The sequence below is a fragment of the Mesorhizobium australicum WSM2073 genome, assembly GCF_000230995.2.
Taxonomy (GTDB): Bacteria; Pseudomonadota; Alphaproteobacteria; order Rhizobiales; family Rhizobiaceae; genus Mesorhizobium; species Mesorhizobium australicum.
The window spans coordinates 4,103,221-4,127,099 of record NC_019973.1 but is presented as its reverse complement, the minus strand read 5'-3'; the positions used below and the strand labels follow the sequence as shown (position 1 = coordinate 4,127,099).

Genomic DNA, 23,879 nt, shown 5'->3' with positions numbered 1-23,879 from the left:
GAAAAAACCGCCGCGAAGGCTTTTTCCCAAAAAGGCGCTCGGACCATGATCCCGAAAAGTGGGATCCGGCTTTCGGACAGGCATCACGGCCAAAGGGCTTTGAATCGCTCTAAGCAAAACAAAAGGGCCGGCTGAGCCGGCCCTTCGGCATGATGACGGAAACGTCAGATGATGACGACTTTGGTGCCGATCCGGACGCGGCTGTATAGATCCATGACGTGCTCGTTCATCATGCGGAAGCAGCCATTGGACGCGCTGGTGCCGATCGACTGCGGCGCGATGGTGCCGTGGATACGCAGATGCGTGTCCTTCCTGCCATCGTAGAGATAGATGGCGCGGGCGCCGAGCGGGTTCTGGCCGCCGCCTGCCATGCCGTCCTTGTACTGGCCGTAGTGCTTGGGCTCGCGCTTCTGCATGTCGAGCGTCGGGATCCAGCGCGGCCACTCCTGCTTGTCCCCGACCGCGACCGTGCCCTTGAACTGCAGGCCTTCGCGGCCGACCGCGATGGCGTAACGGCGTGCGGTGGTCGATGATTCGACGAGGTAGAGTCGGCGAGCGCTGGTGTCGATGACGATTGTGCCGGCGTCATAGCCGGTGAATTCCACGTCCTGAGGCACGAATTCCGGCTTCACCTTGAACGGCTTCTTGGCGTTCTTCTGGGCAAGTGCCGAGTCGAGCGCGCGTGTCTCGGGCAGATAGCTGATCGATGAGCCAGACGATGTTCCACCGAACAGACCCGCGAACAGGCCGCCGCTTGACTGCTTCTGGCCGCCGACGACCTCGCTGCGCAGTTCGCCATTGTTGCCCGTCAAAGCGACATTCATCGCCTCGGCTGGGATCGGCTCGGCCGCCGGGATCGGGGTGACAGGTTCGATCGGCTCGATGATCTTGACGGTCTTCTTGGCCGGCTTGGCATCGGCCACTTCGGTTGCCGCTGCTTTCTGGCCCTTGCTGGCCAGGAACGCCTGCCGATCTGCGTCAGCCCTGGCCTTGGCCGCCTCGCGCATTGCCATTTTCCTGGCCTCAAGCGCCTTGGCCTTGGCATCCTCCTTGTCGGCAACGATCTTGGCCTCGATCTTCTTGATCTGGGCAAGATCCTCCGGCGTGGGGTTTTTCTTCTTCTTGAGAAGCTTCAACTGCGTCGCATCGCTTTTGGCAGCGACGGGGATGGCGTCGGTCTTTTCGAGCGACACCGACTGTTGTGCGGCCATGTTTGCCGGCATGGCGGCGGAGGCCGGGGAACTTATGCCGATTGCGGCGCAAAGTCCCAGGAAAATGAAGCTGCGAAGCTGCATGGCGAAGATCCGATCGTTCAATGCTTGTTGCCCACGGCGTCGCCCGGCGTCCCCCAAGGACGCCGAAAATGCCGCGTGCAATCTATAGTCGAATAAGCGCGTATGCCTCAAGCGCGAGACCGCGCCGCGGTCTGTCGAATCTTCGTGATTGCGCAGCATTTGCCGCGACTGTGTTCAAACGAACACAGATCGCGGTTTAGAACATAAGGTTATTGGTTCGGAACCTGAGGCGACGCCGGCGCGGTGTTGGTGGTTCCATTGGCCGCTGGCGGCGTGGTGCTGCCGGCGGGCGCGGTGGCCGGGGCCGTTGCCAGCGGTTTTGTCGCGGCGTCGTTGCCGGACGGAGGCGTCGGCGTGATGTTGCCGGCGGGTGCCGGCGTGGCCGTACCCGGCAATTGGTTGAGCACGCCCTTGCCGGCGCCATCCGAGGTCGCGGGAACCCGATCGAGAATGTCGATCGGCTTTTCGCCGTAGCGGGCAATGATCGACAAGGTCAGCGACGTCACAAAGAACGCTGCCGCCAGGATCGCCGTCGCCCGGGTCAATGCGTTGGCCGCGCCGCGCGCGGTCATGAAGCCCGATCCGCCACCAATGCCGAGACCGCCGCCTTCGGAGCGCTGCAGCAGCACCACGCCGACAAGGGCGAGCACGACCATGAGATGAATGACGATCAGTACGGTTTGCATAATTTATCCTGGCAAGGCCCTGCCCGGCCGCGGACACGGCCGGTGAATTGGAGGCGGCTCAATACAATGCTTTCACGGCATTTCCAAGCCCGTGGCCGGAATATGGGAAGCAACGCCCTCTTTGCAACGAATTTGAACGGGACGAGACCCGTCCATCCTCGTGAATCTCAGCCAGCAATGCTGCGATAGGCTTCGGCGATGCCCAGGAAATCAGCCGCTTTCAGGCTGGCACCGCCGACCAGCGCGCCGTCGACATTCCTGACGCCCAGCAGTTCAACGGCATTGGAAGGCTTGACCGAGCCACCGTACAGGATGCGCATCCTGGCGGCGGCGGCCCCAAGTTTTTCCGCCAGCTTTTCGCGGATATGCGCATGCGCCTCGGCCACATCGGCCGCGGTTGGCGTCAGGCCGGTGCCGATCGCCCAAACCGGCTCATAGGCAATGACGGTGTTCGATGGCGTGGCGCTTGGCGGCACCGAGCCGGCGACCTGGCGCGACAGCACCTCCAGCGTCGCTCCAGCCTCACGCTCCTGCCGCGTCTCGCCTATGCACACGATGGCCACGAGCCCGGCCCGCCAGGCGGCGGTGGCCTTGGCCTGGACCGTCGCATCGTCCTCGCCGCTTTGCTCGCGGCATTCGGAATGGCCGACAATGACATGGCTGGCGCCTGCGTCCTTCAGCATCTCCGCGGAGATACAGCCGGTATAGGCACCGCTTTCCTTGGGATGGCAGTCCTCGCCACCGGCATGGACCGGCGTGCGCGACAAAATCTCCGCGGCATGGGAAAGCAGCGTCGCGGGAACGCAGACCAGCGCTTCGGTCTCGGCGTCGAGCCCGCTCATGAAACCGTTGCCGATCATCCTGAGCTCGTTCAGCGAGGCGCTGGTGCCGTTCATTTTCCAGTTGCCGGCGACAAGCGGGCGAATTCCTGGTGTCATGGTGTGCTTCTCCGGGCGATATCAAGCTCTGGCCCTCACTACCAAAATCAGGCCACAAAGCAATCGACAGTGGGCAGGAAGGGCGCTATTGCGCTTGGTTCAGACTCGGCGCATGCGAAAATGCGCATAAATCGGAAGTAACCATGCTTGGTATATTGAGAAGCGCGGCGGGTACCTGGGTCGCGAAGACATTGCTTTCGCTGCTGGTGGTCAGTTTCGCCGCCTGGGGCATCTCCGGACGGCTGATGGGCGGCTTCGCGGGCCACGATTCGGTAATAACGGCCGGCGGCACCAAGGTATCGATCAACGAATACCGCCTCGCCTATGACCGCCAGCTCGCCGTCATGTCGCAGCAGTTTGGTCAGCGCCTCACGCATGAACAGGCAAAGGCGCTCGGCATCGACAACCAGGTGCTGGCGCAACTCGTTTCCGGTGCCGTCCTCGACGAGCAGGCACGCAAGCTCGGCCTCGGCCTTTCCAAGGATCGGCTGGCCGAACTCACCCGCGAAGACCCGGCTTTCAAGGGCCCTGGCGGTCAGTTCGACCGAAGGACATTCGACTACATGCTGCACCAGGTCGGCATGCGGCCCGAGGATTATCTGAAGAACCGTGCCCAGGTGGCGGTGCGCCAGCAGATCGTCGAGGCGGTCTCGGACGGCCTCAAGGCGCCGGACACGTTCTTCAAGGCGGTCGCGCTCTACCGCGGTGAAGACCGCACCGTCGACTATTTGACTTTGCCGAAGGCGCTGGTCGAGCCGATCGCGGCGCCGAGCGACAGCGTGCTTCAGGCCTATTTCGAGGCCAACAAGAAGAGCTACGCCGCACCTGAATACCGCAAATTCTCGTATGTTCGCCTCGAACCGGCGGACATAATGGATACGACCGCGGTCACCGACCAGCAGGTCAGTGACGACTACAACAAGAACAAGTCACGCTACACCACGCCCGAAATGCGCACCATCGAGCAGCTTGTGTTCAAGACGCCGGATGCCGCCAAGGCGGCGCTCGATTCGCTCAAGGCCGGCGCTACCTTCGACAAGCTGGTGACCGCCGAGGGCAAGACCCCGGCCGACACGCTGCTTGGCACGCTCGCCAAGGACAAGATCGCCGACAAGGCGGTTGCCGATGCCGCCTTCGCGCTCAACGCCAACGAAGTCAGCCAGGTCGTGCAGGGCGCCTTCGGTCCGGTGCTGTTGCGCGTGACCGAGATTAAGCCCGAGGTGGTGAAGCCGCTCGCCGAAGTGTCGGACCAGATCCGCAAGGACCTGGCGCTGGGCGAGGCAAGCCGCATCCTTCTGGATGTGCACGACAATTATGAAGACACCCGCGCATCGGGCAGTTCGCTGGCCGATGCCGCCGCCAAATTGAAGCTTAAGGACATCACCATCGACGCCATCGATCGCAACGGCCTGAGGCCCGATGGCTCCATCGTCAAGGACCTGCCGGAATCGCCGGCGCTGATCAAGGCCGTCTTCGATGCGGAACCGAACACCGAAAACGAGGCGCTGACCACGGCGGACAACGGCTTCGTCTTCTATGAGGTCGGTTCGATCACACCGGCCCGCGACCGCACTCTTGATGAGGTGCGCCAAAAGGTTGTCGCCGACTGGACGGCGGCCGAGACCGCCAAGCGGCTCGCCGCCAAGGCGGACGAACTCGAGAAGCGCCTCAAGGCCGGCACCACGCTCGACGTCATCGCCGGCGAACTCAAGCTGGAGAAGCAGACCAAGCGCGGCTTGAAGCGCGAAGCCGACGATGCCGATTTCGGCAAGGAAGGCGCCGCCGTCATGTTCGGCGTCGGCGAAGGCGGCACCGGATTGATCCCCTCGCCCACCGGCGACGGCCAGATCCTGTTCAAGGTCGCCGAAGTGTTCGAACCGGCCGGCGCCGACGCCAGCTCGGTGCCGGACGACGCGCAGAAATCATTCACCTCCGGCATGTCCGACGACCTGCTCGACCAGTTGGTGGCGCAGTTGCAGACGCAGTACGACGTCCGCGTCGACCAGGCCGCCGTTGCCCAAGCCTCGACAAGATGAGCGCGCTGAAAACCCATATCGCCAAGGTCGCGACCGGCACCGCACTGTCCTTCGAGGAGGCCTGCGAGGCCTTCGACATCATCATGTCGGGCGATGCGACCCCAGGGCAGATCGGCGGCTTCCTGATGGCGTTGCGCGTACGCGGCGAGACGGTGAGCGAAATATCGGGCGCTGTCGCCACGATGCGCGCCAAGATGCTGCGCGTCGATGCTCCTGACGGCGCCATCGACATCGTCGGCACCGGCGGCGATAATTCGCACTCGGTCAACATCTCGACGGCTTCCGCCTTTGTCATTGCCGGCAGCGGCGTGCCGGTCGCCAAGCACGGCAATCGCGGCCTGTCCTCGCTGACCGGCGCGGCCGACGTGCTAATTGCCCTTGGCGTCAGGATCGACATCGCGCCGGAGCTAATCGGCAAGTGCATCCATGAAGCCGGCGTCGGCTTCATGTTCGCGCCAGCGCACCATCCGGCGATGAAGCATGTCGGTCCGGTTCGTGGCGAGCTTGGTACGCGCACCATCTTCAACCTGCTCGGCCCGCTTTCGAACCCGGCTAGCGTCAGGCGGCAGATGGTCGGCGTGTTCATGCCGGAATGGATCATGCCGGTGGCCGAAACGCTGAAGGCGCTCGGCACCGAGCATGCCTGGGTCGCCCACGGCGATGGTTATGACGAGATCACCACCACAGGCGACACACAGGTAGCCGAACTGGTTGGCGGCGAAATCCGCAGCTTCACGCTGACCCCGGAAGAGGTTGGACTGAAGCGTCATACCAAGGATGAGTTGCGTGGCGGTGATGCCGCCTACAATGCCAAGGCCTTGCGCGATATGCTGGGCGGCACCGCCGGCGCCTATCGCGACACGGTGTTGATGAATGCCGGCGCCGGACTGGTGATTGCGGGCAAGGCGACGACGCTCGGTGACGGCATCGCCATCGCCGCACAGGCCATCGACAGCGGCCGGGCGCTGCAGGTGCTCGACCGGCTGGTCGAGATTTCGAACGGGTGAACCGTGTCTGACATTCTGCGCAAGATCGAAGTCTACAAGCGCGACGAGATCGCCGCCGCCAAGGCAAGCGTGCCGCTGGCAGAGATCAAGGCGCGCGCGAAGGACGCCGACGCGCCGCGCGGGTTCCTCGCCGCGCTCGAAGCCAAGCGCGGATCGGGTGGCTTCGCACTGATAGCCGAGATCAAGAAGGCAAGTCCGTCCAAAGGGCTGATCCGTGCCGATTTCGATCCGCCGAGCCTGGCCAGGGCCTATGAAAAAGGCGGCGCGGCCTGTCTTTCCGTGCTGACCGATGCGCCCTCCTTTCAGGGCGCACCGGAGTTTCTGACCGAGGCGCGAGCCGCCGTGACGCTGCCCGCCCTGCGCAAGGATTTCCTGTTCGACCCCTACCAGGTCTACGAGGCGCGGGCCTGGGGCGCGGACGCCATTTTGATCATCATGGCCAGCGTCGATGATGCCATGGCCAGCCAACTCGAATCGACTGCGTTCGAGCTCGGCATGGACGCCCTGATCGAGGTGCACGATGAAGCCGAGACCGAGCGAGCGCTGAAACTGTCATCGCAATTGATCGGCATCAACAACCGCAATCTGCGGACATTCGAGACCAGCCTCGATACGTCGGAGCGGCTGCGGGCGATGGTGCCGGGGGGTCATTTGCTGGTCAGCGAAAGCGGCATTTTCTCGCATGACGATTGCCTTAGACTGCAAAGGATGGACATCGGTGCCTTCCTGGTGGGCGAGAGCTTGATGCGCCAACGGGACGTGACCGCTGCAACGCGCTCGCTGCTCACGGGCAAGGCGTCCGATGCGGGCCGAAAATCGGAATCGATTTTCGGAGAGCACGATGCATAGAGTCAAAGTGACAGAGCGCACTCTGTGCGTCCGAATGGACGCACGTCGCTCTATGGCGATTTGACGATGACAGGCGCTCTCACCCATCTTGGCGCACAGGGCGAGGCCAACATGGTCGATGTCGGCGGCAAGGACGAGACGACGCGCACCGCGATCGCCGAGGGTTTCGTCTCGATGCAGCCAGAGACGTTGAAGACCATCCTCGCCGGCAATGCCAAAAAAGGCGATGTGCTCGGCACGGCGCGCATCGCCGGCATCATGGCAGCGAAGAAGACCCATGAGTTGATCCCGCTCTGCCACCCCCTGCTGCTGACCAAGGTTTCCGTCGACATAGAGCCTGACCATGCTCTGCCCGGCCTGAAGGTCACCGCCCTTGCACGCGTCACCGGCAAGACCGGCGTCGAAATGGAAGCATTGACGGCAGCCTCGGTGGCCTGCCTGACCATTTACGACATGGCCAAGGCGGTTGACCGCGCCATGGTCATCTCCGGCATACGGCTGGTCGAAAAGACCGGCGGCAAGTCCGGCGACTACAAGGCAGGGCTCTGATGGCACTGGTTCCGGTCGCCGACGCGCTCGAGCGCCTGCTCGACGGCGCCGTGCCGCTGGCCGGCGAAAGCGTCCCGCTCATCGAGGCGATCGATCGTGTGCTGGCGGAACCGGTCATGGCGCTGCGCACCCAGCCACCCTTCGACGCTTCGGCCATGGACGGCTATGCGGTGCGAGCCGCCGATATCGCGTCGGTGCCGTCGAAACTCTCGGTGATCGGCATGGCGCCGGCCGGACGCGGCTTTGACGGCGCGGTCGGCCAGGCACAGGCAGTGCGTATCTTCACCGGCGCACCGCTGCCTGACGGCGCCGACACCATCGTCATCCAGGAAAACGTCCGGGATCTCGGCGGCGGCAACATCGAAGTGATCGAGCCAACCGCCGTGTGGCGTAACATTCGCCGCGTCGGCCTCGATTTTTCCAAGGGCGACGTGCTGCTGGAGAAGGGGCGCGTGCTCGACCCGGCGGCACTGTCGCTGACGGCATCGGCCAATCATCCCCGAGTAGGCGTGGTGAAACGGCCGCTGGTCGCCATCATCGCCACCGGTGACGAGTTGTTGCCGCCCGGCAGCGAACTCGGGCCCGACCAGATTATCTCGTCCAACGCCTACGGCGTCGCCGCGGCGGCACAATCGGTCGGTGCCTGTGCGCTCGATCTCGGGATCGCCGCCGACCGCAAGGACGACATCGCCGGCCTGGTCAGGAAAGCGGTCGCGGCGGGTGCCGATGTCATCGTCACGCTGGGCGGCGCCTCGGTCGGCGACCACGACCTGATCCATGACGTGCTGACCGGCGAAGGCATGACGCTCGGCTTCTGGAAGATCGCCATGCGTCCCGGCAAGCCGCTGATGTTCGGGCGCCTCGGCGATATCAGATGCATCGGCCTGCCCGGCAACCCGGTAGCAAGCCTGGTCTGCTCGCAATTGTTCCTGAAGCCGCTTCTGGCAAGGCTGGGCGGTCGCGACCATCGTCAGGACATCCGCCCGGCTCGGCTGGGCGCCGCAATGGCGGCGAATGATCTGCGCCAGGATTATGTGAGGGCGGTGGTCAGGGAGGATGACGGCGAACTGGTGGCGACGCCGTTCGGCATCCAGGATTCCTCGATGCTGAGGATGCTGGCCGATGCCAACGGACTGGTCGTTCGCGCGCCTTTTGCCCCTGCATCCGCTGCGGGCGACGCTTGCAGCGTTCTGATGTTGCGCTGAAGTATTTCGTAATAACTTACTGATCACAGGGCTTATTCCGAGATCAAGGTCCGCGTCAATGCATGCGCCGGATCGGCCAGGCCATCAACTACATCGTAGTGATGCCGGTCGGGCTCGACCACGGCACTGGTGGTGGCGCCAAGCCCGGTCCAGATGTTGGCCAGCAACGCATTCTGTCGCAGGAACTCCGAGCGCTCGCCGCCGCCGGCCCAGCAGGTGATGCGGGCACCATCGATTGGCCGCAGCAGTGCCGGGCTTTCCGTCAGCGCCTCATGCTCATCGATTTTCAGCACGGCGTTCATGCCGGTGCGCATCAGCGGGCGCAAATCATGCAAGCCGGAAATCGAAACGACGTGGCGTATGCGCCGCACGACATCGGTGGCGAGCGGTGTGGTTGTGGTCACCATGCGGCTGGCGAGATGTCCACCGGCCGAATGTCCGGTCAACATCAGCGGTCCCCCGACCATTGCCGCCGCTTTGCCGATCGCCGCCCCGATTTCGCTGACAATGCCGGCAATGCGGATGTCCGGGCACAGCGTGTAGGAAGGCATAGCCACCGCAAAGCCGTTGCCGACCGCGCCCTTGGCGAGATGCGACCATCCGCTTTTATCGGACTCCAGCCAGTAGCCGCCATGGATGAACACGACGAGCCCCTTGGGCGTGGTCTCCGGCAGGAAAAGGTCGAGCCGGTTGCGCGGCCGATCGCCATACGCGATGTCGAACCGTGCCCGGCCCTCCCCCGACAGTGCGTCACGGAACGCTTGCGCCGGTCCCGACCAGGCGGCCGGCCAACGGTCGCTGCCGGCAATATTCGCGCCGTTGGCATAGGCATTGTCCCAATCGGCAATGCGATGGTCGAGCATCGGCACCCTCCCCGAAACAGCGTCGTCTCAGTGCTAGCAATGGCCGCCACCATACCGTGCGTCAAGGCTTTGGGGTGAAACATTTTAGGCTTGAAACAAATTTCGACTGGTGCGATCCTGCCTTCGGAACAGCCGACAAAATGGGAGGTCCGCTGTGCCGTCCGAACCCGCCGATGGTCACGTTTCCGGTGACATGTCGACAAGGGTGTAGCCGGCCGCACGAAGCCTTCCGCGAGAGACAGGAATTCAGATCCACCGCCGCCGGCCAGGTGCCACGCACACTGCAGGCGGCAGACAGGGACAGCGGCGACATGCTTGGGCCTTCAGCGCATACCGACACGTTCACCCGCGATAATCTGCCGCCGCCCGAGCAATGGCCCGACTTCCTGCTCGACGGCTTCGACTATCCAGAACACCTCAATGCCGGTGTCGAATTGACCGACAGGCTCGTCGAGAAGGGCCTTGGTGACCACACCGCGCTGATCGGCAATGGCCGCCGCCGCACCTACAAGGAACTGTCCGACTGGACGAACCGGCTCGCCCATGCGCTGGTCGAGAACTACGGCGTCGAGCCGGGCAACCGGGTGCTGATCCGCTCCGCCAACAACCCGGCAATGGTCGCCTGCTGGCTGGCCGCCACCAAGGTCGGTGCTGTCGTCGTCAACACCATGCCGATGTTGCGCGCCGGTGAACTCACCAAGATCGTCGACAAGGCCGAGATCACGACCGCGCTCTGCGACACCAGGCTGATGGACGAGATGACCGCCTGCGCCAAGGACAGCGCGTTCCTGAAGCAGGTGATCGGCTTCGACGGCACCGCCAACCATGACGCCGAGCTCGATCGCGCCGCCCTCGACAAGCCGGTTACCTTCACCGCCGTCAGCACCGGCCGCGACGATGTCGCCCTGCTCGGCTTCACTTCGGGCACGACCGGCGTGCCGAAGGCGACGATGCATTTCCACCGCGACCTGCTGATCATCGCCGATGCCTACGCCCGTGAAGTCCTGCAGGTGACGCCCGACGACATCTTCGTCGGCTCGCCGCCGCTCGCCTTCACTTTCGGCCTTGGCGGGCTTGCCATCTTCCCCCTGCGCTTCGGCGCGGCGGCAACGCTTCTGGAACAGGCGACGCCACCCAACATGGTCCACATCATCGAGACCTACAAAGCGACCATTTCCTTCACCGCGCCGACCGCCTACCGGGCCATGCTGAAGGCCATGGACGAAGGCGCCGATCTTTCATCATTGCGCGTTGCCGTCTCGGCCGGCGAGACCTTGCCGGCCCCGGTCTTCGAAGAGTGGACGCGAAAGACCGGCAAGCCTATCCTTGACGGCATCGGCGCCACCGAAATGCTGCACATCTTCATCTCCAACCGCTTTGACGACAGGAAGCCCGCTTCGACGGGCAAGCCGGTGGGCGGTTACGAGGCGCGCATCGTCGACGAGGAGATGCGCGAGGTGCCGCGTGGCGAGACCGGACGGCTGGCGGTGCGCGGGCCGACCGGCTGCCGCTACATGGCCGATGACAGGCAGAAGGATTATGTGCGCGACGGCTGGAACCTCACCGGCGATACCTTCACGCAGGATGAGGACGGCTTCTTCCACTTCGCCGCGCGTTCCGACGACATGATTGTCAGCGCCGGCTACAACATCGCCGGACCCGAGGTCGAGGCGGCGCTGCTGTCGCATCCCGATGTCGCCGAATGCGCGGTCATCGGTGCCGAGGATGGCGAGCGCGGCCAGATCGTCGAGGCGCATGTCGTACTGGTGCAAGGTGTCCCGCCAGACGCAATGACCGTCAAGCGCCTGCAGGACCACGTCAAGGCAGCCATCGCGCCCTACAAATATCCCCGATCGGTCAAATTCATCGCCGCTCTGCCGAAGACCCAGACCGGCAAGATCCAGCGGTTTCGGCTGCGCACGGAGAAGATCAATTGAGCGAGCCTTACGATCCGGCCTCTGAAGGCGCAGAGATGTCGTTCAAGGAGCGCATGTCCTACAGCGACTATCTGCACCTGGAGAAAGTGCTGGAGGCCCAGACGCCGCTGTCCTCGGCGCATGACGAAATGCTGTTCATCATCCAGCACCAGACATCGGAATTGTGGATGAAACTCGCTTTGCACGAGATTGGCGCGGCGATCCGCTCGATCCGTGCCGACCGCCTCGAACCGAGCTTTAAGATGCTGTCGCGTGTCGCCCGCATTTTCGAGCAGTTGAACAATGCCTGGGACGTGCTGCGCACGATGACGCCCAGCGAATACACCGAGTTCCGCGACGCGCTCGGCCAGTCCTCGGGTTTCCAGTCCTGGCAGTATCGCGCCATCGAGTTCATGGCCGGTAACCGCAACCTCGCCATGCTCGGGCCGCACAAGCACCGGCCGGACCTCAGCCAGAAGCTGGAGGCGATCCTGGCCGAGCCGTCGCTCTACGATGAAGCGCTGCTGCTTCTGGCCCGCAATGGCTTCGACATCGGGGTGGACGCAAAGCGCACGGATTGGCGCGAGACGCGGACCGGGAACGAAGAAGTCCTGGTCGCCTGGCAGACGGTGTACCGCGATCCGCAGCGCTACTGGATGTTTTATGAACTGGCCGAGAAGCTGGTCGACTTCGAGGACTATTTCCGCCGCTGGCGCTTCAACCACGTCACCACCGTCGAGCGCATCATCGGCCTGAAGCGCGGCACCGGCGGCACGTCGGGCGCCTCCTATCTCAAGAAGATGCTCGAGGTCGTCCTGTTTCCGGAACTGTGGACGGTTCGCACCCGGCTCTGAACTCTCGTCTGACGCAATTCCTGTGGGAAACCGCGTCACATTTTTCCCGGCTTCGCGCCGGCTTCAGGTCACCGCCGTCTTGACCGCGAAGCGTGCATCCTGCCAGGCGCCAGTGCGCAGGATATCCTCCAGGACCTCGACCGCCTGCCATACATCGGCGTAGCCCACATACAGCGGGGTGAAGCCGAAGCGGATCGTCGACGGCGCACGGAAATCGCCGATCACACCGCGCTCGATCAAGGCCCGCATCACCTGGTAACCGTTGGGATGGAGGAAGGACACCTGGCTGCCACGCTGATTGCCGTCGCGCGGGCTTTCCAGCTCCAGGCCATAGGCGCCGCATCTGGTCTCGACGAGCTGGATGAACAGGTCGGTGAGCGCGATGCTCTTCTTGCGCACCGTCGCCATGTCGACATCGTCCCAGATATCCAGCGCCCCCTTCAGCGCCCGCATCGATAACACCGGCTGCGTGCCGCACAGGAACCGGCGGATACCGCTGCCGGCCGCATAACCCTGCTCGAAGGCGAAGGGCCGCGCATGGCCCCACCAACCGCTGAGCGGCTGCTGGACTTTATCGTGATGACGCTCGGCGGCGTAGATGAAGGCTGGCGCGCCCGGGCCGCCATTGAGATATTTGTAGGTGCAGCCGATGGCGAAATCGGCATTGGCGCTGTCGAGCTCGACAGGCAGCGCGCCGGCGGTGTGGCAGAGATCCCAGACGATCAGCGCTCCGACCTGATGGGCCTTGCATGTCAGTGCCGCCATGTCGCGCAGCTGGCCGGACTTGTAGTTGACGTGGTTGACCAGGATGACCGCAACGCGCTCGTCGATCAGCTCCTCAATGGTCGGCGCATCAACGCCCTCAAGGCGCAACACCGTGCCGGGGCGCGTCGAGGCCACGCCTTCGGCCATGTAGAGATCGGTTGGAAAGCTGTCTCCCTCGGCGACGATGACCGAGCGGTCCGGCCGCATGCCGAGTGCGGCATGCAGCACCTTGTAGATGTTGATCGAGGTCGTATCGCAGACCACCGTCTGGCCGGCCGCCGCGCCGATCAGCCGCCCCAGTTGGTCGCCGAGCGCGACCGGCATGTCGAACCAGCCGGCGGTGTTCCAGGCACGGATCAGATCCTGTGCCCACTCCTGGGTCGCGGCTTTCCGCAGCTCGTCGAAGACGGCGGGTGCCGCGGCGCCGAGTGAATTGCCGTCGAGATAGATCACGCCTTCCGGCAAGATGAACCGGTCGCGGATGGCACGCAGCGGGTCCGCCGCATCCATGGCTTCGACGGCTGCGAGATCGAGCGTTGCAGGCATCATTTGTGACATTCCCTGGTTATTCACGCCTTGGTCATTCACGCCGGTTACTCACGAATCGCTTCGCGAACCGGTGCGGAACCCCGGCTGCGCTTGAGGCTGGGCAAGGCAAGCATGGCCAGTACGAACAGGCCCGTGGCAAGCTTCAGGTCAGGCGGCGGCATGCCGGCCGCAAGGCAGAACGACACCAGCTGGTAGTAGATGATCGCGCCGGCGAAGGGCGCCAGCAATTGCCGCCACACCGTCTGCTTGCCGACGACGGCTTCGCCGATCATCAGCGCGGCAAGGCCGTTGATGAGAATTCCCAGGCCCATATTGACGTCGGCGAAGCCTTGCGACTGCACCATCAGCGCACCGCTTGACGCCGAAAAAGCGCTGGCCAGCCCGACACCGCCTATGGTCGCGGCCCAGACATTGATGCCTTGCGCCTCGGCCATGTCAGGATTGGCGCCCACGGCGCGCACGGCAGTCCCCTTCTCGGTCCTGAAGAACATGTAGAGCAGCATGAAGGCGGCAAGCGCGAGGAGACCCGCGACGACAATCTTGCTGGCGGGGAAACCCGGCCGCGCGAACGGCACCCAGTCGAACACCGAGGGCGAACCGAAGACGGACAGGTTGGACTTGCCCATAATGCGAAGGTTGATGCTGTAGAGCATCGTCATCATCAGGATGCCCGCAAGCAGCGTGTGGATGCGGAAGCGCAGATGGATGAAGGCGGTGCAGCAGCCCGCCGCGAAGCCAGCGACAAGGGCGGCAGCAACGCCCATCAGCGGCGATGCGCCGGCGGCAAGGAGAACGCCGCAGACGCAGCCGCCCAGCGGAAAAGCGCCTTCGCTGGTGAGATCGGGAAAATTCAGCATGCGAAACGGGATCATGATCCCGAGCACGACAAAGGCCAGGATCAGGCTTTGCGCCAGGGTGACCGGCATGATCGCGACGAAGCTGGTGAGAACGTCCCCAACAAAATCCATGATGATCAGCTCGCCAGCAACATGCGATCGGTCTTGACCGAGAAATGGCCGATCAGATCAATAACCGTGACCCTCGCCTTCTCCTGCCCGGCGACTTCCAGGAGCACCCGGCCCGCATCGAGCATGATCACCCGGCTGCCATAATCGACGGCGTGTTGCATGTTGTGGGTCACCATCAAAGTCGTCAGTTTCAGCGCGTTGACGGCGCGCACGGTCGCTTGCATGACGATTTCGGCCGTGCGCGGGTCGAGGGCCGCGGTATGCTCGTCGAGCAGCAGCAAGTCCGGCGATCCGCCGACCGCCATGATCAGCGACAAGGATTGCCGCTGCCCGCCCGAGAGCAGGTCGACGCGCGTGTCGAGACGATTTTCCAAACCGAGACCCAGTATCGACAGTCGTTCCCTGTAGGACGCAAGCCGGGTGGTGTTCAGCCCCGGGCGCAAGGTGCGCTTTTGGCTACGCAAATCGGCCAGCAGCATGTTTTCCGCAACCGTCATGCTGGCGGCGGTGCCGCGCATCGGGTCCTGGAACACGCGCGCCAGTTTCGCGGCGCGCTTGTGCACCGGCATTGCAGTCACGTCGGCGCCGTTGATCAGGATCTGGCCGGAATCGAGGATCAGGGCGCCGGAAATGGCGTTGAGCATGCTGCTCTTGCCGGCCCCGTTGGAGCCGATGACGATGCCGAACTCTCCGGTGGCCAAGGACAGGCTGAGACCGTCCAGCGCGACCTTCTCGTCGGCCTGGCCCTTGTAGAACACTTTGCGCGCGGATCGAATCTCCAGCATCGTTCCTCCCTGACCTCGGGATAGCGGCGCCGACGCCGTCACCCCGGCAGTTCCGATGTTAGTCGACGATGCAGCCGCAATCGGCCATTGAAGCCGGTATCTCGATGCCGAACGCGGCCATCGCCTTGCGCGAGATCGTTGCCATGTGGTCCTTGTAGGCCGGGCGCGACGGCGCGATCGTCTTGGGATCCTTGCCCTTGAGGATCTCGGCGGCGATGTTGCCGGCGTTGACGCCGACCTGCGTGTAATTGACCGCGAAGCTCGCCGGCACGGTGCCGTTACGGACCGCACTGTCATCGGAGTTGACGACCGGGATACCGGCCTGGCGGGCGGCCGCGGAGACAGCGGCGATCGCCGGCTGGATCAGGTTCGAGGCCGGGCCGTAGATCACGTCGGCCTTGCCGGCGAGCGAAGCGATGCGTTGCTGGATGTCATTGACGTTGTCGATGCCGACCTCCACCACCTCGAAACCGGCGGCCGGTGCCGCCGCCTTGATCTTTTCGACCAAGGCAACGTCATTGGCCTCACCGGGATTATAAGGCACGCCGAAGCGCTTGGCGTTCGGCAGCAGCTTCTTGGTGAAGGCCATCACCGCGGCGACGTCCTGCAGATCGCTGGCGCCGGTCATGCCTTCGTCTCCGGCGTCCCATGACGGCACCAGCTTGGCCGCCACCGGATCGGTGACCGCGGCAAAAACGATCGGAATGCCGGAACCGGCGAGCGCTTTCTTGGCGATCTGTGAGACCGGCGTGGTGATGGTGTAGATCAGCTTGGGCTGCTCGGCCTGCAGCTTGGCGATCATCTGCGGCACCAGCGACGCATCGAAATTGGTGTGGCTCTCCGTGTAGACGACGTCCTTGCCCTCGACGAAGCCGTTATCCGTCAGCGCCTTCTTGAAGCCGGCTATGGCGGCGTTCAATTGCGGATGCTCGCCGAAATTGGCAATGCCGATACGGATCTGATCGGCCGCGGCACTGCCGGCACTGACCATCAATGCGCCTGCCAGGGCCAAGCCCGACAACCAAGCGGATTTCGACTTCAACATCATTTCCTCCCAGATTTGATCAGGGCCGCTTGGAAACGCGGCTACTACGGCGATCATGGTGAGTCCGCTGGTCTGTGTCAAACATTATATATAATTGTTGCTGTGACGCACTATCATATATACTTTTCGCCAGACGACGGATTGATCACCATGCTGAATGAAACGAGTTCCACAAAAACGGAAGCCGCCTATCAGCTGTTGCGGCGCGACATCCTGACCACGCGCCTCATGCCCGGCGCCCCGCTCAAACTGAGTGCGCTGCGCGGCACCTATGGCGTCGGCTGGACACCGTTGCGCGAAGCCCTGTCGCGGCTCGAGGCCGAACGCCTGGTCACCGCGATCAGCAATCGTGGTTTTGCCGTGGCTCCGGTGTCGCGGGCCGAGCTGGAGGATCTGGCACGCGCCAGGATGGTGGTCGAGATACCCCTGTTCCTCGAATCGATGGAAAAAGGCGGCAGGGAGTGGGAGGATGCCGTGGTCACCGCCCACTACCGGCTCTCGCGTTGCAAGACGGCGGTCGACGATCCCTCGGACGCGGCCGTCGACAGATGGGACGAGAACCACGAGGCTTTCCATGCGGCGCTGCTGAGCGCCGCCACATGCGACTGGCTGTTGCGGTTCCGCTCGACGATCTCGGATCAGCTGCGCCGGCATCATCGCTTCCTTGGTCTGGCGCCGACACTGCGGGCCGCGGCCGGCCTCAAGGATGGCTATGAAGAGGCAATCGAAGCGCTACGCGAAGCGATTGCGATCGAACACCATACCGCGATCATGGAAGCGGCGCTCGACCGTGACGTCGAGCGGGCCAAGGCGCTGATGACGGCGCATATCGGCTACACACTGCACGTCTATGTCCACAGCGAAGACAGCGGCGCTACCAGATACGCCGCTCGCGCCGGCAGCTTGAAGGCGGGTTCGGGATAACTTCAGCGCTTCCGCGACGCCTATTCGAACGCGCTGGCCGGAGTGCGCCGAACGCCCCGATCCATGGCCGCCCGAAGCTACCAATCGTTGGCATTTTGGTTTCGTTTCGTTCCGCGAATAATGGCTCCGCGAATTATACGTCCCTCCGAGGAGAAGCCTTCCAACTAACTGATGCCAAAGCCTCGTCGGCGGATGGGCCACAGGCCATTAACCAAAACGATTTCAATGCGCCTGCCGACGGCGGAAAGGACTGGTTGCCGCCCGCCGTCGCGGGCAAAAAACTTCAGACCCCTTAACAAATTCATTAAACTTTAAACGGTTGCAGAACACAACTGGAACAGATAGTGTTTGTTCTGGGTTTGTTTTTTCGATTCTGGTTCAACCTTTCGTTCAATGTCTTGGGGGCCGCCATGCTGACACGCAAGCAACATGAACTGCTGATGTTCATCCACGAACGGCTCAAGGAAAGCGGGATACCGCCTTCCTTCGACGAGATGAAGGAAGCACTCGATCTTGCCTCCAAGTCGGGGATCCATCGCCTGATCACGGCCCTGGAGGAGCGCGGCTTCATTCGCCGGCTACCCAATCGGGCGCGCGCGCTGGAAGTGCTGCGGCTGCCGGACTCGATCGCGCCGGGCCTCAATGCGGCAAAGAAGTTCTCGCCAAGCGTCATCCAAGGCAGCCTTGGCCAAGGCAGTCTCGGACGCCAGATCAGGCCGGCCGCTGCGCCTTCGCGCCTGCCCGCGGCCGGCAACGACGACGACGCGGTTTCAGCCGTGTCCATCCCGGTCATGGGCCGTATCGCCGCCGGTGTGCCGATCGATGCCATCCAGCATCAGACGCATTCGATCTCGGTGCCGCCGGACATGATCATGGGCGGCGAGCACTATGCGTTGGAGGTCAAGGGCGACTCGATGATCGAGGCTGGTATCTTCGATGGAGACACGGTCATTATCCGCAATGCCGACACGGCAAGCCCGGGCGAAATTATCGTGGCACTGGTCGACGAAGAGGAAGCGACACTGAAGCGGTTCCGCCGCAAAGGCGCTTCGATCGCGCTCGAGGCCGCCAATCCAGCCTACGAAACGCGCATTTTCGGGCCGGACAGGGTCAAGGTACAAGGCAAGCTGGTCGGGTTGATCAGGCGCTACTGAACCGGCTTGTTATCGGGCTTGTCGGGTTTTTTGTACGGCGGCAGCCCCCTCGCCTCGCGTGAGAATTTTCGCTGTTCGTGCCAGGGCCGGTATGGTCCGTCGACGGCAAACGCGATCGCGGCCCGGGTCGTGGCCGACTGGGGATTGAAGAAGACGGCAGCGCTTCCCTTGCGGGCGAGCTGCCGTTTGGTGACGACGAGAACCAGTGGATTGTGGCAGGCGTCATAGGCGGTTGCGTCATTGACGATGATCAGGTCGGCGAAAGCGCAGGCTTTCCAGGTGGTCTTGCGGTCCTCGACATAGGCAATGATCGCGCCGGAAGGGTGCCTGGCAAGGCACAGGCCTTCGCGGCAGTAGAAGGGCGATCCCGGCGGCAGGTCGGTGGGACTGGCAACATCGAATTGCCTGTCTGTCGTGTCGAACATTTCCGGTTTGACGATTGTTTCGGAGATCAGGGCGCGCTTCCAGTTGTCGGTTGCGAATTCGTTCGGACGTTCCCGGTTGACGGCCAGTTCGCCATTGCCGATCGGCAGCGCGACCAGCCGCGCATCTTCCGAGATCAGCACATCGGGCGCGCGTGTGTGCGACACAGTCAACAGGCCGGCGAGCGCGAATGGCAGCGCCGCGAGCCGCAGCCATGTCGTCGCCATCGTCGCGATAACCAGCGCGACGGTGACCAGCAGCACGGATTGCTGCGAAATCAGCCCGACTCCATCGACCGGAGAGCGCTCCGATATCCACGCCGACACGGCGATCATTGCTGTCAGGCCCTTGCCCATGAGGTAGAGAGCCGGCCAATCCAGTCCGAATGGCATCAACAGCGCGCTGGCGACGGCCAGGAACATCACGACCGACACGATAGGCATCACGGCCAGATTGGCGAACAGGCTGAGCGGCGATACCCGCTGGAAATGCCAGATGGCAAACAGTGCCGTGGCGCTGCCGGCGATAATGGACGTCATGGCCAATCCACCTGTCGCCAGCAGGAATTTTCGCGTCAGGAACCCGGGCAGCGATCGCTTTGGCGGCGGTGGCCGCGTCTTTCCCGCACGGTGATCGGCCCAGCCGGCATAAGCGCCAACCAGGGCCGCGGTCGCGGCGAACGACATCTGAAAGCTCGGGCCGACGACCTCGTGCGGCGAGACCAGGATGACGGCGATCGCCGAGATCCCCAGATTGCGCATGGTCAGCGCAGCGCGATCGAAGAAGACGGCAATCAGCATCACCGCCAGCATGATGAAGCTGCGTTCGGCGGCAACGACGACACCGGAAATGATGAGATAGGCCGCGATCGAGAACAGTGCGGCGGCGGCCGCGTATTTCTTCACCGGCCGGCGCGCGGAAAAGTCTGGAAACAGCGCGAAGGCACCACGCAGCAGACCCATGATGGTGCCGGCCACAAGCGCCATATGCAGTCCCGAAATAGAGATGATGTGATAGATGCCGGTACGCCGCATCGCTTCATTGATTTCATCGGGTATGCCGGCGCGCACGCCGACGATCAGCGCCGCCGCGATCTCGCCTTCAGCGCCGCCGACGCTGCCCCTGATGTGGTCGGCGATGGATTCGCGGGCATTTTCGATGCCTGAAAAAAGGCGAGCCGATAGCGGCATCTCACCGTCGTCGGCGGAAACAACCGTTGGATTGCCGAGAAAGAAGCCGCTGCCGCCGATGCCGGCGAAATAGCTGTCGAAAGAGAAGTCGTAGCTGTCCGGCCGCACCGGGCCGGTCGGCGGCAACAGTTTGGCGTAGCCTGTGATGAGCGAGCCGGCGGTCATTCCCGGCGGTATCTTGCGTGCGGAAAGCCGGACCCTTTCCGGCGCATAGCGCAGTTTCGGCCGGGCGGTCGAAATCACGTCCATGGTCAGCCGGATGCGGCCGCTCTCCATCTCCTCGATCGAGACCACGCGGCCGGTCAGTTGCGTGGAGATTTCCGAACCCAGCATCCGGGTTCCGGCTCGCCATGTTTCGACCTTCGCCGCGAGCAGGCCCAGCGCGCACAACAGCACTGCCATGAAACACAGATGGGTTTTCGACCAGGAGCGCGAGACGAAGGCACAGACCGCCATCAGCACCACGACCGCGACGGATTTTGAAAAGTCGGGCTCGGATGCCAGCGAGAAATAGGCGATCGCCCCAACGGCCAGACAGACCGGCACCAGCAGGAACGCGATGCCCCGGTCGAGTTCAAGTTCCGCCGCCCGGGCCACGCCATGGCGCAGGCGAGGCAAGGATACCAGGCCGACTTGCCGGCGCACGCGCACGATCCTGCCCGCGGCAGGAGCCGGCGCCGGCGCCTGCCCACCTGCCTGCAGCGACCTGGTTTCGGGTGCAGCCACGAGCGGAGATGGCAGTGGGATCGTCGCAGGCGCCGCAAACAGGGATCGCTCGCTGACGCCGATAGCGGCATCCTCGCCCCGATCCGAGCCCCGGCCTCGTCCAGTCATCGGGTCTGCCCCTTGCACCCTCGACGTCCTATGCTACATGAACGCGCAACGCGCGAAAGTCCGCACGCTCTGCACCCAGCTTCAGACGTTTTCCGAGAGTTCCATGCCCGACAAGGTCATCACCCGTTTTGCCCCCTCGCCGACCGGCTATCTGCACATCGGCGGCGCGCGCACGGCGCTCTTCAACTGGCTCTATGCAAAGCATACCGGCGGCACGATGCTGCTGCGCATCGAGGACACCGATCGCGAGCGTTCGACCGATGCGGCCACATCGGCCATTCTCGATGGCCTGACCTGGCTTGGCCTTTCGTGGGACGGTGACGCGGTCTCCCAATTCGAGCGCGCGCCGCGCCATCGCGAGGTGGCCGAGGAGCTGGTGCGCCTGGGCAAGGCCTATTACAGCTACGAGACTTCAGCCGAGCTGGAGGCAATGCGCGAGGCTGCACGCGCCAAGGGCCTGCCGCCACGCTATAACGGCCATTGGCGTGACCGCGACCCCTCGGAGGCGCCGTCCGGCGTCAAGGGCGCCATCCGCATCAAGGCACCGACCGAGGGCGAGACGGTGGTGCAGGACCGGGTCCAGGGAGACGTGCGCTTCCCCAACAAGGATCTCGACGACTTCATCATCCTGCGTTCGGACGGCAACCCGACCTACATGCATGCCGTCGTCGTCGACGATCACGACATGGGCGTCACCCACATCATCCGTGGCGACGATCACCTGACCAACGCCGCCCGCCAGACCGTGATCTACAACGCCATGGGCTGGGACGTGCCGTCGATGTCGCATATCCCGCTGATCCACGGCGCCGACGGCGCCAAGCTGTCGAAGCGCCACGGCGCGCTCGGCGTCGAAGCCTATCGCGCCATGGGCTATCTGCCGGAGGCGCTGCTCAATTACCTTGCGCGGCTCGGCTGGAGCCATGGCGACGACGAGATCATGTCGATCGAGGACATGGTCTCGTGGTTCGACATTGGCGACGTCAACAAGGGCGCGGCGCGCTTCGACTTCGCCAAGCTGGAAGCGATCAACGGCGCCCATATGCGACGTATGGCCGACACCGAGCTGTTCGATATCTTCATCGCCACCTTGCCCTATCTGGAGGGCGGTCCGGCGATGGCGGCGCGCCTCGACGACAAGAACAAGGCGCAGCTGCTGGCAGCACTTCCGGGCCTGAAGGAGCGCGCCAAGACGCTGGTCGAGCTTGTCGACGGTGCCGGCTTCCTGTTTGCCGCGCGGCCGCTGCCGATCGACGACAAGGCGGCACTCCTGCTCAATGACGACGCGCGCAAGATCCTGCGTGGCGCTCACGAAGCTTTGAAGTCGCTGTCAGGCGACTGGACGGCGGCCACGGCCGAGGCCGCGATCCGCGACTTTGCGTCGGCTGGCGGCCACAAGCTTGGCGCCGTGGCCCAGCCGTTGCGGGCTGCGTTGACCGGCAAGAGCACGTCACCGGGCGTATTCGACGTGCTTGCCGTTCTGGGGCGTGAGGAAAGCCTGGCGCGCATAGCGGATCAAATCGATTAGGAGCAAACTGGCCCAAGAAGATTGGCATTGAAAGGCGGGTTTCGCAGTGCAACATTAGGCCTTGGCCCAATCTGGCACGCACCTCCTAGAATGCGGTGGCGAGTACGCGCATTGCGGTGATTTCGACGTGTCGCTCTGCGGATTTTGCCTTTGCCGGCATGACGAAACAAGAAGGAGTTTGCAATGACCGAAGCTGCGAAAAAACTGGATGTGGGCGGCCAAGAGGCCACGGCGACGCTGGAATTCGCCGGCAAGACTCACGAATTCAAGGTGCGAAGCGGCTCGGTCGGACCTGACGTCATCGACATCGCCTCGCTCTACAGCACCACCGGCGCCTTCACCTATGACCCGGGCTTCACCTCGACGGCAAGCTGCGAGTCGGAAATCACCTTCATCGATGGCGACGCCGGCATCCTCCTGCATCGGGGCTATCCGATCGACCAGTTGGCCGAACATGGCGACTTCCTCGAAGTCTGCTACCTCCTGCTCTACGGCGAATTGCCGACCAAGGCGCAGAAGGACGATTTTGACTACCGCGTAACGCGCCACACAATGGTGCACGAGCAGATGTCGCGCTTTTTCACCGGCTTCCGCCGCGACGCGCACCCGATGGCGGTGATGTGCGGCGTGGTTGGCGCGCTGTCGGCCTTCTATCATGACTCGACCGACATCTCCGACCCGTACCAGCGCATGGTTGCCTCCATGCGCCTGATCGCCAAAATGCCGACGATCGCGGCCATGGCCTACAAGTACCACATCGGCCAGCCCTTTATTTATCCGAAGAACGATCTCGGTTTCGCGGCAAACTTCCTGCACATGTGCTTTGCCGTGCCGTGCGAGGAGTACAAGATCAACCCGGTGCTGGCGCGCGCCATGGAGCGTATCTTCATTCTGCATGCCGATCATGAGCAGAACGCTTCGACCTCGACCGTTCGCCTCGCCGGTTCCTCGGGCGCCAACCCGTTCGCCTGCATCGCCGCCGGGATTGCTTGCCTGTGGGGCCCGGCCCATGGCGGCGCCAACGAAGCGGCGCTCAACATGCTGGGCGAGATCGGGCATGTCGATCACATCCCGGAATTCATCGCCCGCGCCAAGGACAAGAACGATCCGTTCCGCCTGATGGGCTTTGGCCACCGCGTCTACAAGAACTACGATCCGCGTGCCAAGATCATGCAGAAGACGGCGCATGAGGTTCTGGGCGAACTCGGCATCAAGGACGATCCGCTGCTCGACATCGCGATGGAACTGGAAAAGATCGCGCTGACCGATCCCTATTTCATCGAGAAGAAACTCTACCCGAACGTCGACTTCTATTCCGGCATCACGCTGAAGGCGCTGGGCTTCCCCACCACCATGTTCACCGTGCTGTTCGCGGTTGCCCGCACGGTCGGCTGGATCGCCCAGTGGAAGGAAATGATCGAGGATCCACGCCAGAAGATCGGCCGTCCGCGCCAGCTCTATACCGGTGCGCCAGAGCGCGACTACGTGCCGATCGCCAAGCGCTGAGACGAGTGAG

The 23,879-nt window shown here is 63.4% G+C and carries 20 protein-coding genes; 11 read left to right on the top strand and 9 right to left on the bottom strand.

Annotation, left to right across the window (positions count from 1 at the left end; genetic code table 11):
- Positions 1-164: 164 nt before the first annotated feature.
- From MESAU_RS19755 to tpiA, 3 genes are all read right to left on the bottom strand, one after another.
- Positions 165-1,295, bottom strand: a complete 1,131-nt coding sequence (locus MESAU_RS19755) for a L,D-transpeptidase (protein ID WP_015317813.1) — start codon at positions 1,293-1,295, stop codon at positions 165-167.
- A 209-nt stretch (positions 1,296-1,504) separates the two neighbouring features.
- Positions 1,505-1,981: a preprotein translocase subunit SecG gene (gene secG, locus MESAU_RS19750; RefSeq protein ID WP_015317812.1), complete on the bottom strand. Its 477-nt coding sequence runs from the start codon at positions 1,979-1,981 to the stop codon at positions 1,505-1,507.
- Between the two features lie 167 nt (positions 1,982-2,148).
- Positions 2,149-2,919 (bottom strand): triose-phosphate isomerase, encoded by a 771-nt coding sequence (gene tpiA, locus MESAU_RS19745; RefSeq protein ID WP_015317811.1) that lies wholly within the window; start codon positions 2,917-2,919, stop codon positions 2,149-2,151.
- 143 nt (positions 2,920-3,062) lie between these two features.
- On the opposite strand from tpiA, the gene MESAU_RS19740 reads away from it, so the two are divergent.
- From MESAU_RS19740 to MESAU_RS19720, 5 genes are all read left to right on the top strand, one after another.
- The gene (locus MESAU_RS19740; protein ID WP_015317810.1) at positions 3,063-4,955 is read left to right on the top strand and encodes a SurA N-terminal domain-containing protein; all 1,893 of its coding nucleotides are present in this window, start codon (positions 3,063-3,065) and stop codon (positions 4,953-4,955) included.
- On the top strand, positions 4,952-5,962 hold the full coding sequence (gene trpD, locus MESAU_RS19735; RefSeq protein WP_015317809.1) for an anthranilate phosphoribosyltransferase: 1,011 nt from the start codon (positions 4,952-4,954) through the stop codon (positions 5,960-5,962). The genes MESAU_RS19740 and trpD overlap by 4 nt, the downstream gene beginning before the upstream one ends.
- 3 nt (positions 5,963-5,965) lie before the next feature.
- Positions 5,966-6,811, top strand: a complete 846-nt coding sequence (trpC, locus tag MESAU_RS19730; protein ID WP_015317808.1) for an indole-3-glycerol phosphate synthase TrpC — start codon at positions 5,966-5,968, stop codon at positions 6,809-6,811.
- A 66-nt stretch (positions 6,812-6,877) separates the two neighbouring features.
- Positions 6,878-7,360: a cyclic pyranopterin monophosphate synthase MoaC gene (moaC, locus tag MESAU_RS19725; RefSeq protein ID WP_015317807.1), complete on the top strand. Its 483-nt coding sequence runs from the start codon at positions 6,878-6,880 to the stop codon at positions 7,358-7,360.
- Positions 7,360-8,565, top strand: a complete 1,206-nt coding sequence (locus MESAU_RS19720; RefSeq protein WP_015317806.1) for a molybdopterin molybdotransferase MoeA — start codon at positions 7,360-7,362, stop codon at positions 8,563-8,565. Before moaC ends, MESAU_RS19720 begins: the two co-directional genes overlap by 1 nt.
- Before the next feature lie 32 nt (positions 8,566-8,597).
- Here MESAU_RS19720 and MESAU_RS19715 read toward each other — a convergent pair whose 3' ends face one another.
- The gene (locus MESAU_RS19715; protein WP_015317805.1) at positions 8,598-9,428 is read right to left on the bottom strand and encodes an alpha/beta hydrolase; all 831 of its coding nucleotides are present in this window, start codon (positions 9,426-9,428) and stop codon (positions 8,598-8,600) included.
- Between the two features lie 311 nt (positions 9,429-9,739).
- Between MESAU_RS19715 and MESAU_RS19710 the strand changes: the two genes are divergently transcribed.
- Positions 9,740-11,365 (top strand): AMP-binding protein, encoded by a 1,626-nt coding sequence (locus MESAU_RS19710; protein ID WP_015317804.1) that lies wholly within the window; start codon positions 9,740-9,742, stop codon positions 11,363-11,365.
- Positions 11,362-12,198 carry a tryptophan 2,3-dioxygenase gene (gene kynA / locus MESAU_RS19705; RefSeq protein ID WP_015317803.1) on the top strand — a complete coding sequence of 279 codons (837 nt, stop codon included), beginning with the start codon at positions 11,362-11,364 and terminating at the stop codon, positions 12,196-12,198. Before MESAU_RS19710 ends, kynA begins: the two co-directional genes overlap by 4 nt.
- A gap of 63 nt (positions 12,199-12,261) precedes the next feature.
- Here the strand turns inward: kynA and kynU are convergent, their stop codons facing one another.
- From kynU to MESAU_RS19685, 4 genes are read right to left on the bottom strand one after another with little or no spacing between them, the layout of a single operon-like run.
- Entirely contained in the window at positions 12,262-13,509 is a 1,248-nt protein-coding gene (kynU, locus tag MESAU_RS19700; protein ID WP_041163834.1) for a kynureninase, read from the bottom strand.
- A 47-nt stretch (positions 13,510-13,556) separates the two neighbouring features.
- Positions 13,557-14,480, bottom strand: a complete 924-nt coding sequence (locus MESAU_RS19695) for an ABC transporter permease (RefSeq protein WP_015317801.1) — start codon at positions 14,478-14,480, stop codon at positions 13,557-13,559.
- A gap of 5 nt (positions 14,481-14,485) precedes the next feature.
- Positions 14,486-15,265, bottom strand: a complete 780-nt coding sequence (locus MESAU_RS19690) for an ABC transporter ATP-binding protein (protein WP_015317800.1) — start codon at positions 15,263-15,265, stop codon at positions 14,486-14,488.
- Between the two features lie 58 nt (positions 15,266-15,323).
- Positions 15,324-16,310, bottom strand: a complete 987-nt coding sequence (locus MESAU_RS19685; RefSeq protein WP_015317799.1) for an ABC transporter substrate-binding protein — start codon at positions 16,308-16,310, stop codon at positions 15,324-15,326.
- A 150-nt stretch (positions 16,311-16,460) separates the two neighbouring features.
- Between MESAU_RS19685 and MESAU_RS19680 the strand changes: the two genes are divergently transcribed.
- Together MESAU_RS19680 and lexA are read left to right on the top strand one after the other, a co-directional pair.
- Entirely contained in the window at positions 16,461-17,234 is a 774-nt protein-coding gene (locus MESAU_RS19680; protein ID WP_015317798.1) for a GntR family transcriptional regulator, read from the top strand.
- A 410-nt stretch (positions 17,235-17,644) separates the two neighbouring features.
- The gene (gene lexA, locus MESAU_RS19675) at positions 17,645-18,388 is read left to right on the top strand and encodes a transcriptional repressor LexA (RefSeq protein WP_015317797.1); all 744 of its coding nucleotides are present in this window, start codon (positions 17,645-17,647) and stop codon (positions 18,386-18,388) included.
- Here the strand turns inward: lexA and MESAU_RS19670 are convergent.
- Complete coding sequence (locus tag MESAU_RS19670; RefSeq protein ID WP_015317796.1) at positions 18,382-20,835, bottom strand: ComEC/Rec2 family competence protein; 2,454 nt, start codon at positions 20,833-20,835, stop codon at positions 18,382-18,384. The two genes, lexA and MESAU_RS19670, sit on opposite strands and share 7 nt — an antisense overlap.
- Positions 20,836-20,938: 103 nt before the next feature.
- Here MESAU_RS19670 and gltX point away from each other — a divergent pair, with 103 nt between their 5' ends.
- Together gltX and gltA are read left to right on the top strand one after the other, a co-directional pair.
- Positions 20,939-22,363 carry a glutamate--tRNA ligase gene (gltX, locus tag MESAU_RS19665; protein WP_015317795.1) on the top strand — a complete coding sequence of 475 codons (1,425 nt, stop codon included), beginning with the start codon at positions 20,939-20,941 and terminating at the stop codon, positions 22,361-22,363.
- Positions 22,364-22,546: 183 nt separating this feature from the next.
- The gene (gene gltA / locus MESAU_RS19660; protein WP_015317794.1) at positions 22,547-23,869 is read left to right on the top strand and encodes a citrate synthase; all 1,323 of its coding nucleotides are present in this window, start codon (positions 22,547-22,549) and stop codon (positions 23,867-23,869) included.
- Positions 23,870-23,879 lie beyond the last annotated feature (10 nt).

Bases quoted from the DNA above. Each gene is read 5' to 3' on its own strand.
- MESAU_RS19685 (WP_015317799.1), bottom strand. From the start codon at position 16,310: ATGTTGAAGTCGAAATCCGCTTGGTTGTCGGGCTTGGCCCTGGCAGGC.
- lexA (WP_015317797.1), top strand. From the start codon at position 17,645: ATGCTGACACGCAAGCAACATGAACTGCTGATGTTCATCCACGAACGG.
- MESAU_RS19670 (WP_015317796.1), bottom strand. From the start codon at position 20,835: ATGACTGGACGAGGCCGGGGCTCGGATCGGGGCGAGGATGCCGCTATC.
- MESAU_RS19690 (WP_015317800.1), bottom strand. From the start codon at position 15,265: ATGCTGGAGATTCGATCCGCGCGCAAAGTGTTCTACAAGGGCCAGGCC.
- MESAU_RS19710 (WP_015317804.1), top strand. From the start codon at position 9,740: ATGCTTGGGCCTTCAGCGCATACCGACACGTTCACCCGCGATAATCTG.
- MESAU_RS19695 (WP_015317801.1), bottom strand. From the start codon at position 14,480: ATGGATTTTGTTGGGGACGTTCTCACCAGCTTCGTCGCGATCATGCCG.
- kynU (WP_041163834.1), bottom strand. From the start codon at position 13,509: ATGCCTGCAACGCTCGATCTCGCAGCCGTCGAAGCCATGGATGCGGCG.
- MESAU_RS19755 (WP_015317813.1), bottom strand. From the start codon at position 1,295: ATGCAGCTTCGCAGCTTCATTTTCCTGGGACTTTGCGCCGCAATCGGC.
- gltA (WP_015317794.1), top strand. From the start codon at position 22,547: ATGACCGAAGCTGCGAAAAAACTGGATGTGGGCGGCCAAGAGGCCACG.
- MESAU_RS19715 (WP_015317805.1), bottom strand. From the start codon at position 9,428: ATGCTCGACCATCGCATTGCCGATTGGGACAATGCCTATGCCAACGGC.
- tpiA (WP_015317811.1), bottom strand. From the start codon at position 2,919: ATGACACCAGGAATTCGCCCGCTTGTCGCCGGCAACTGGAAAATGAAC.
- MESAU_RS19680 (WP_015317798.1), top strand. From the start codon at position 16,461: ATGCTGAATGAAACGAGTTCCACAAAAACGGAAGCCGCCTATCAGCTG.
- MESAU_RS19740 (WP_015317810.1), top strand. From the start codon at position 3,063: ATGCTTGGTATATTGAGAAGCGCGGCGGGTACCTGGGTCGCGAAGACA.
- MESAU_RS19720 (WP_015317806.1), top strand. From the start codon at position 7,360: ATGGCACTGGTTCCGGTCGCCGACGCGCTCGAGCGCCTGCTCGACGGC.
- trpD (WP_015317809.1), top strand. From the start codon at position 4,952: ATGAGCGCGCTGAAAACCCATATCGCCAAGGTCGCGACCGGCACCGCA.
- gltX (WP_015317795.1), top strand. From the start codon at position 20,939: ATGCCCGACAAGGTCATCACCCGTTTTGCCCCCTCGCCGACCGGCTAT.
- secG (WP_015317812.1), bottom strand. From the start codon at position 1,981: ATGCAAACCGTACTGATCGTCATTCATCTCATGGTCGTGCTCGCCCTT.
- moaC (WP_015317807.1), top strand. From the start codon at position 6,878: ATGACAGGCGCTCTCACCCATCTTGGCGCACAGGGCGAGGCCAACATG.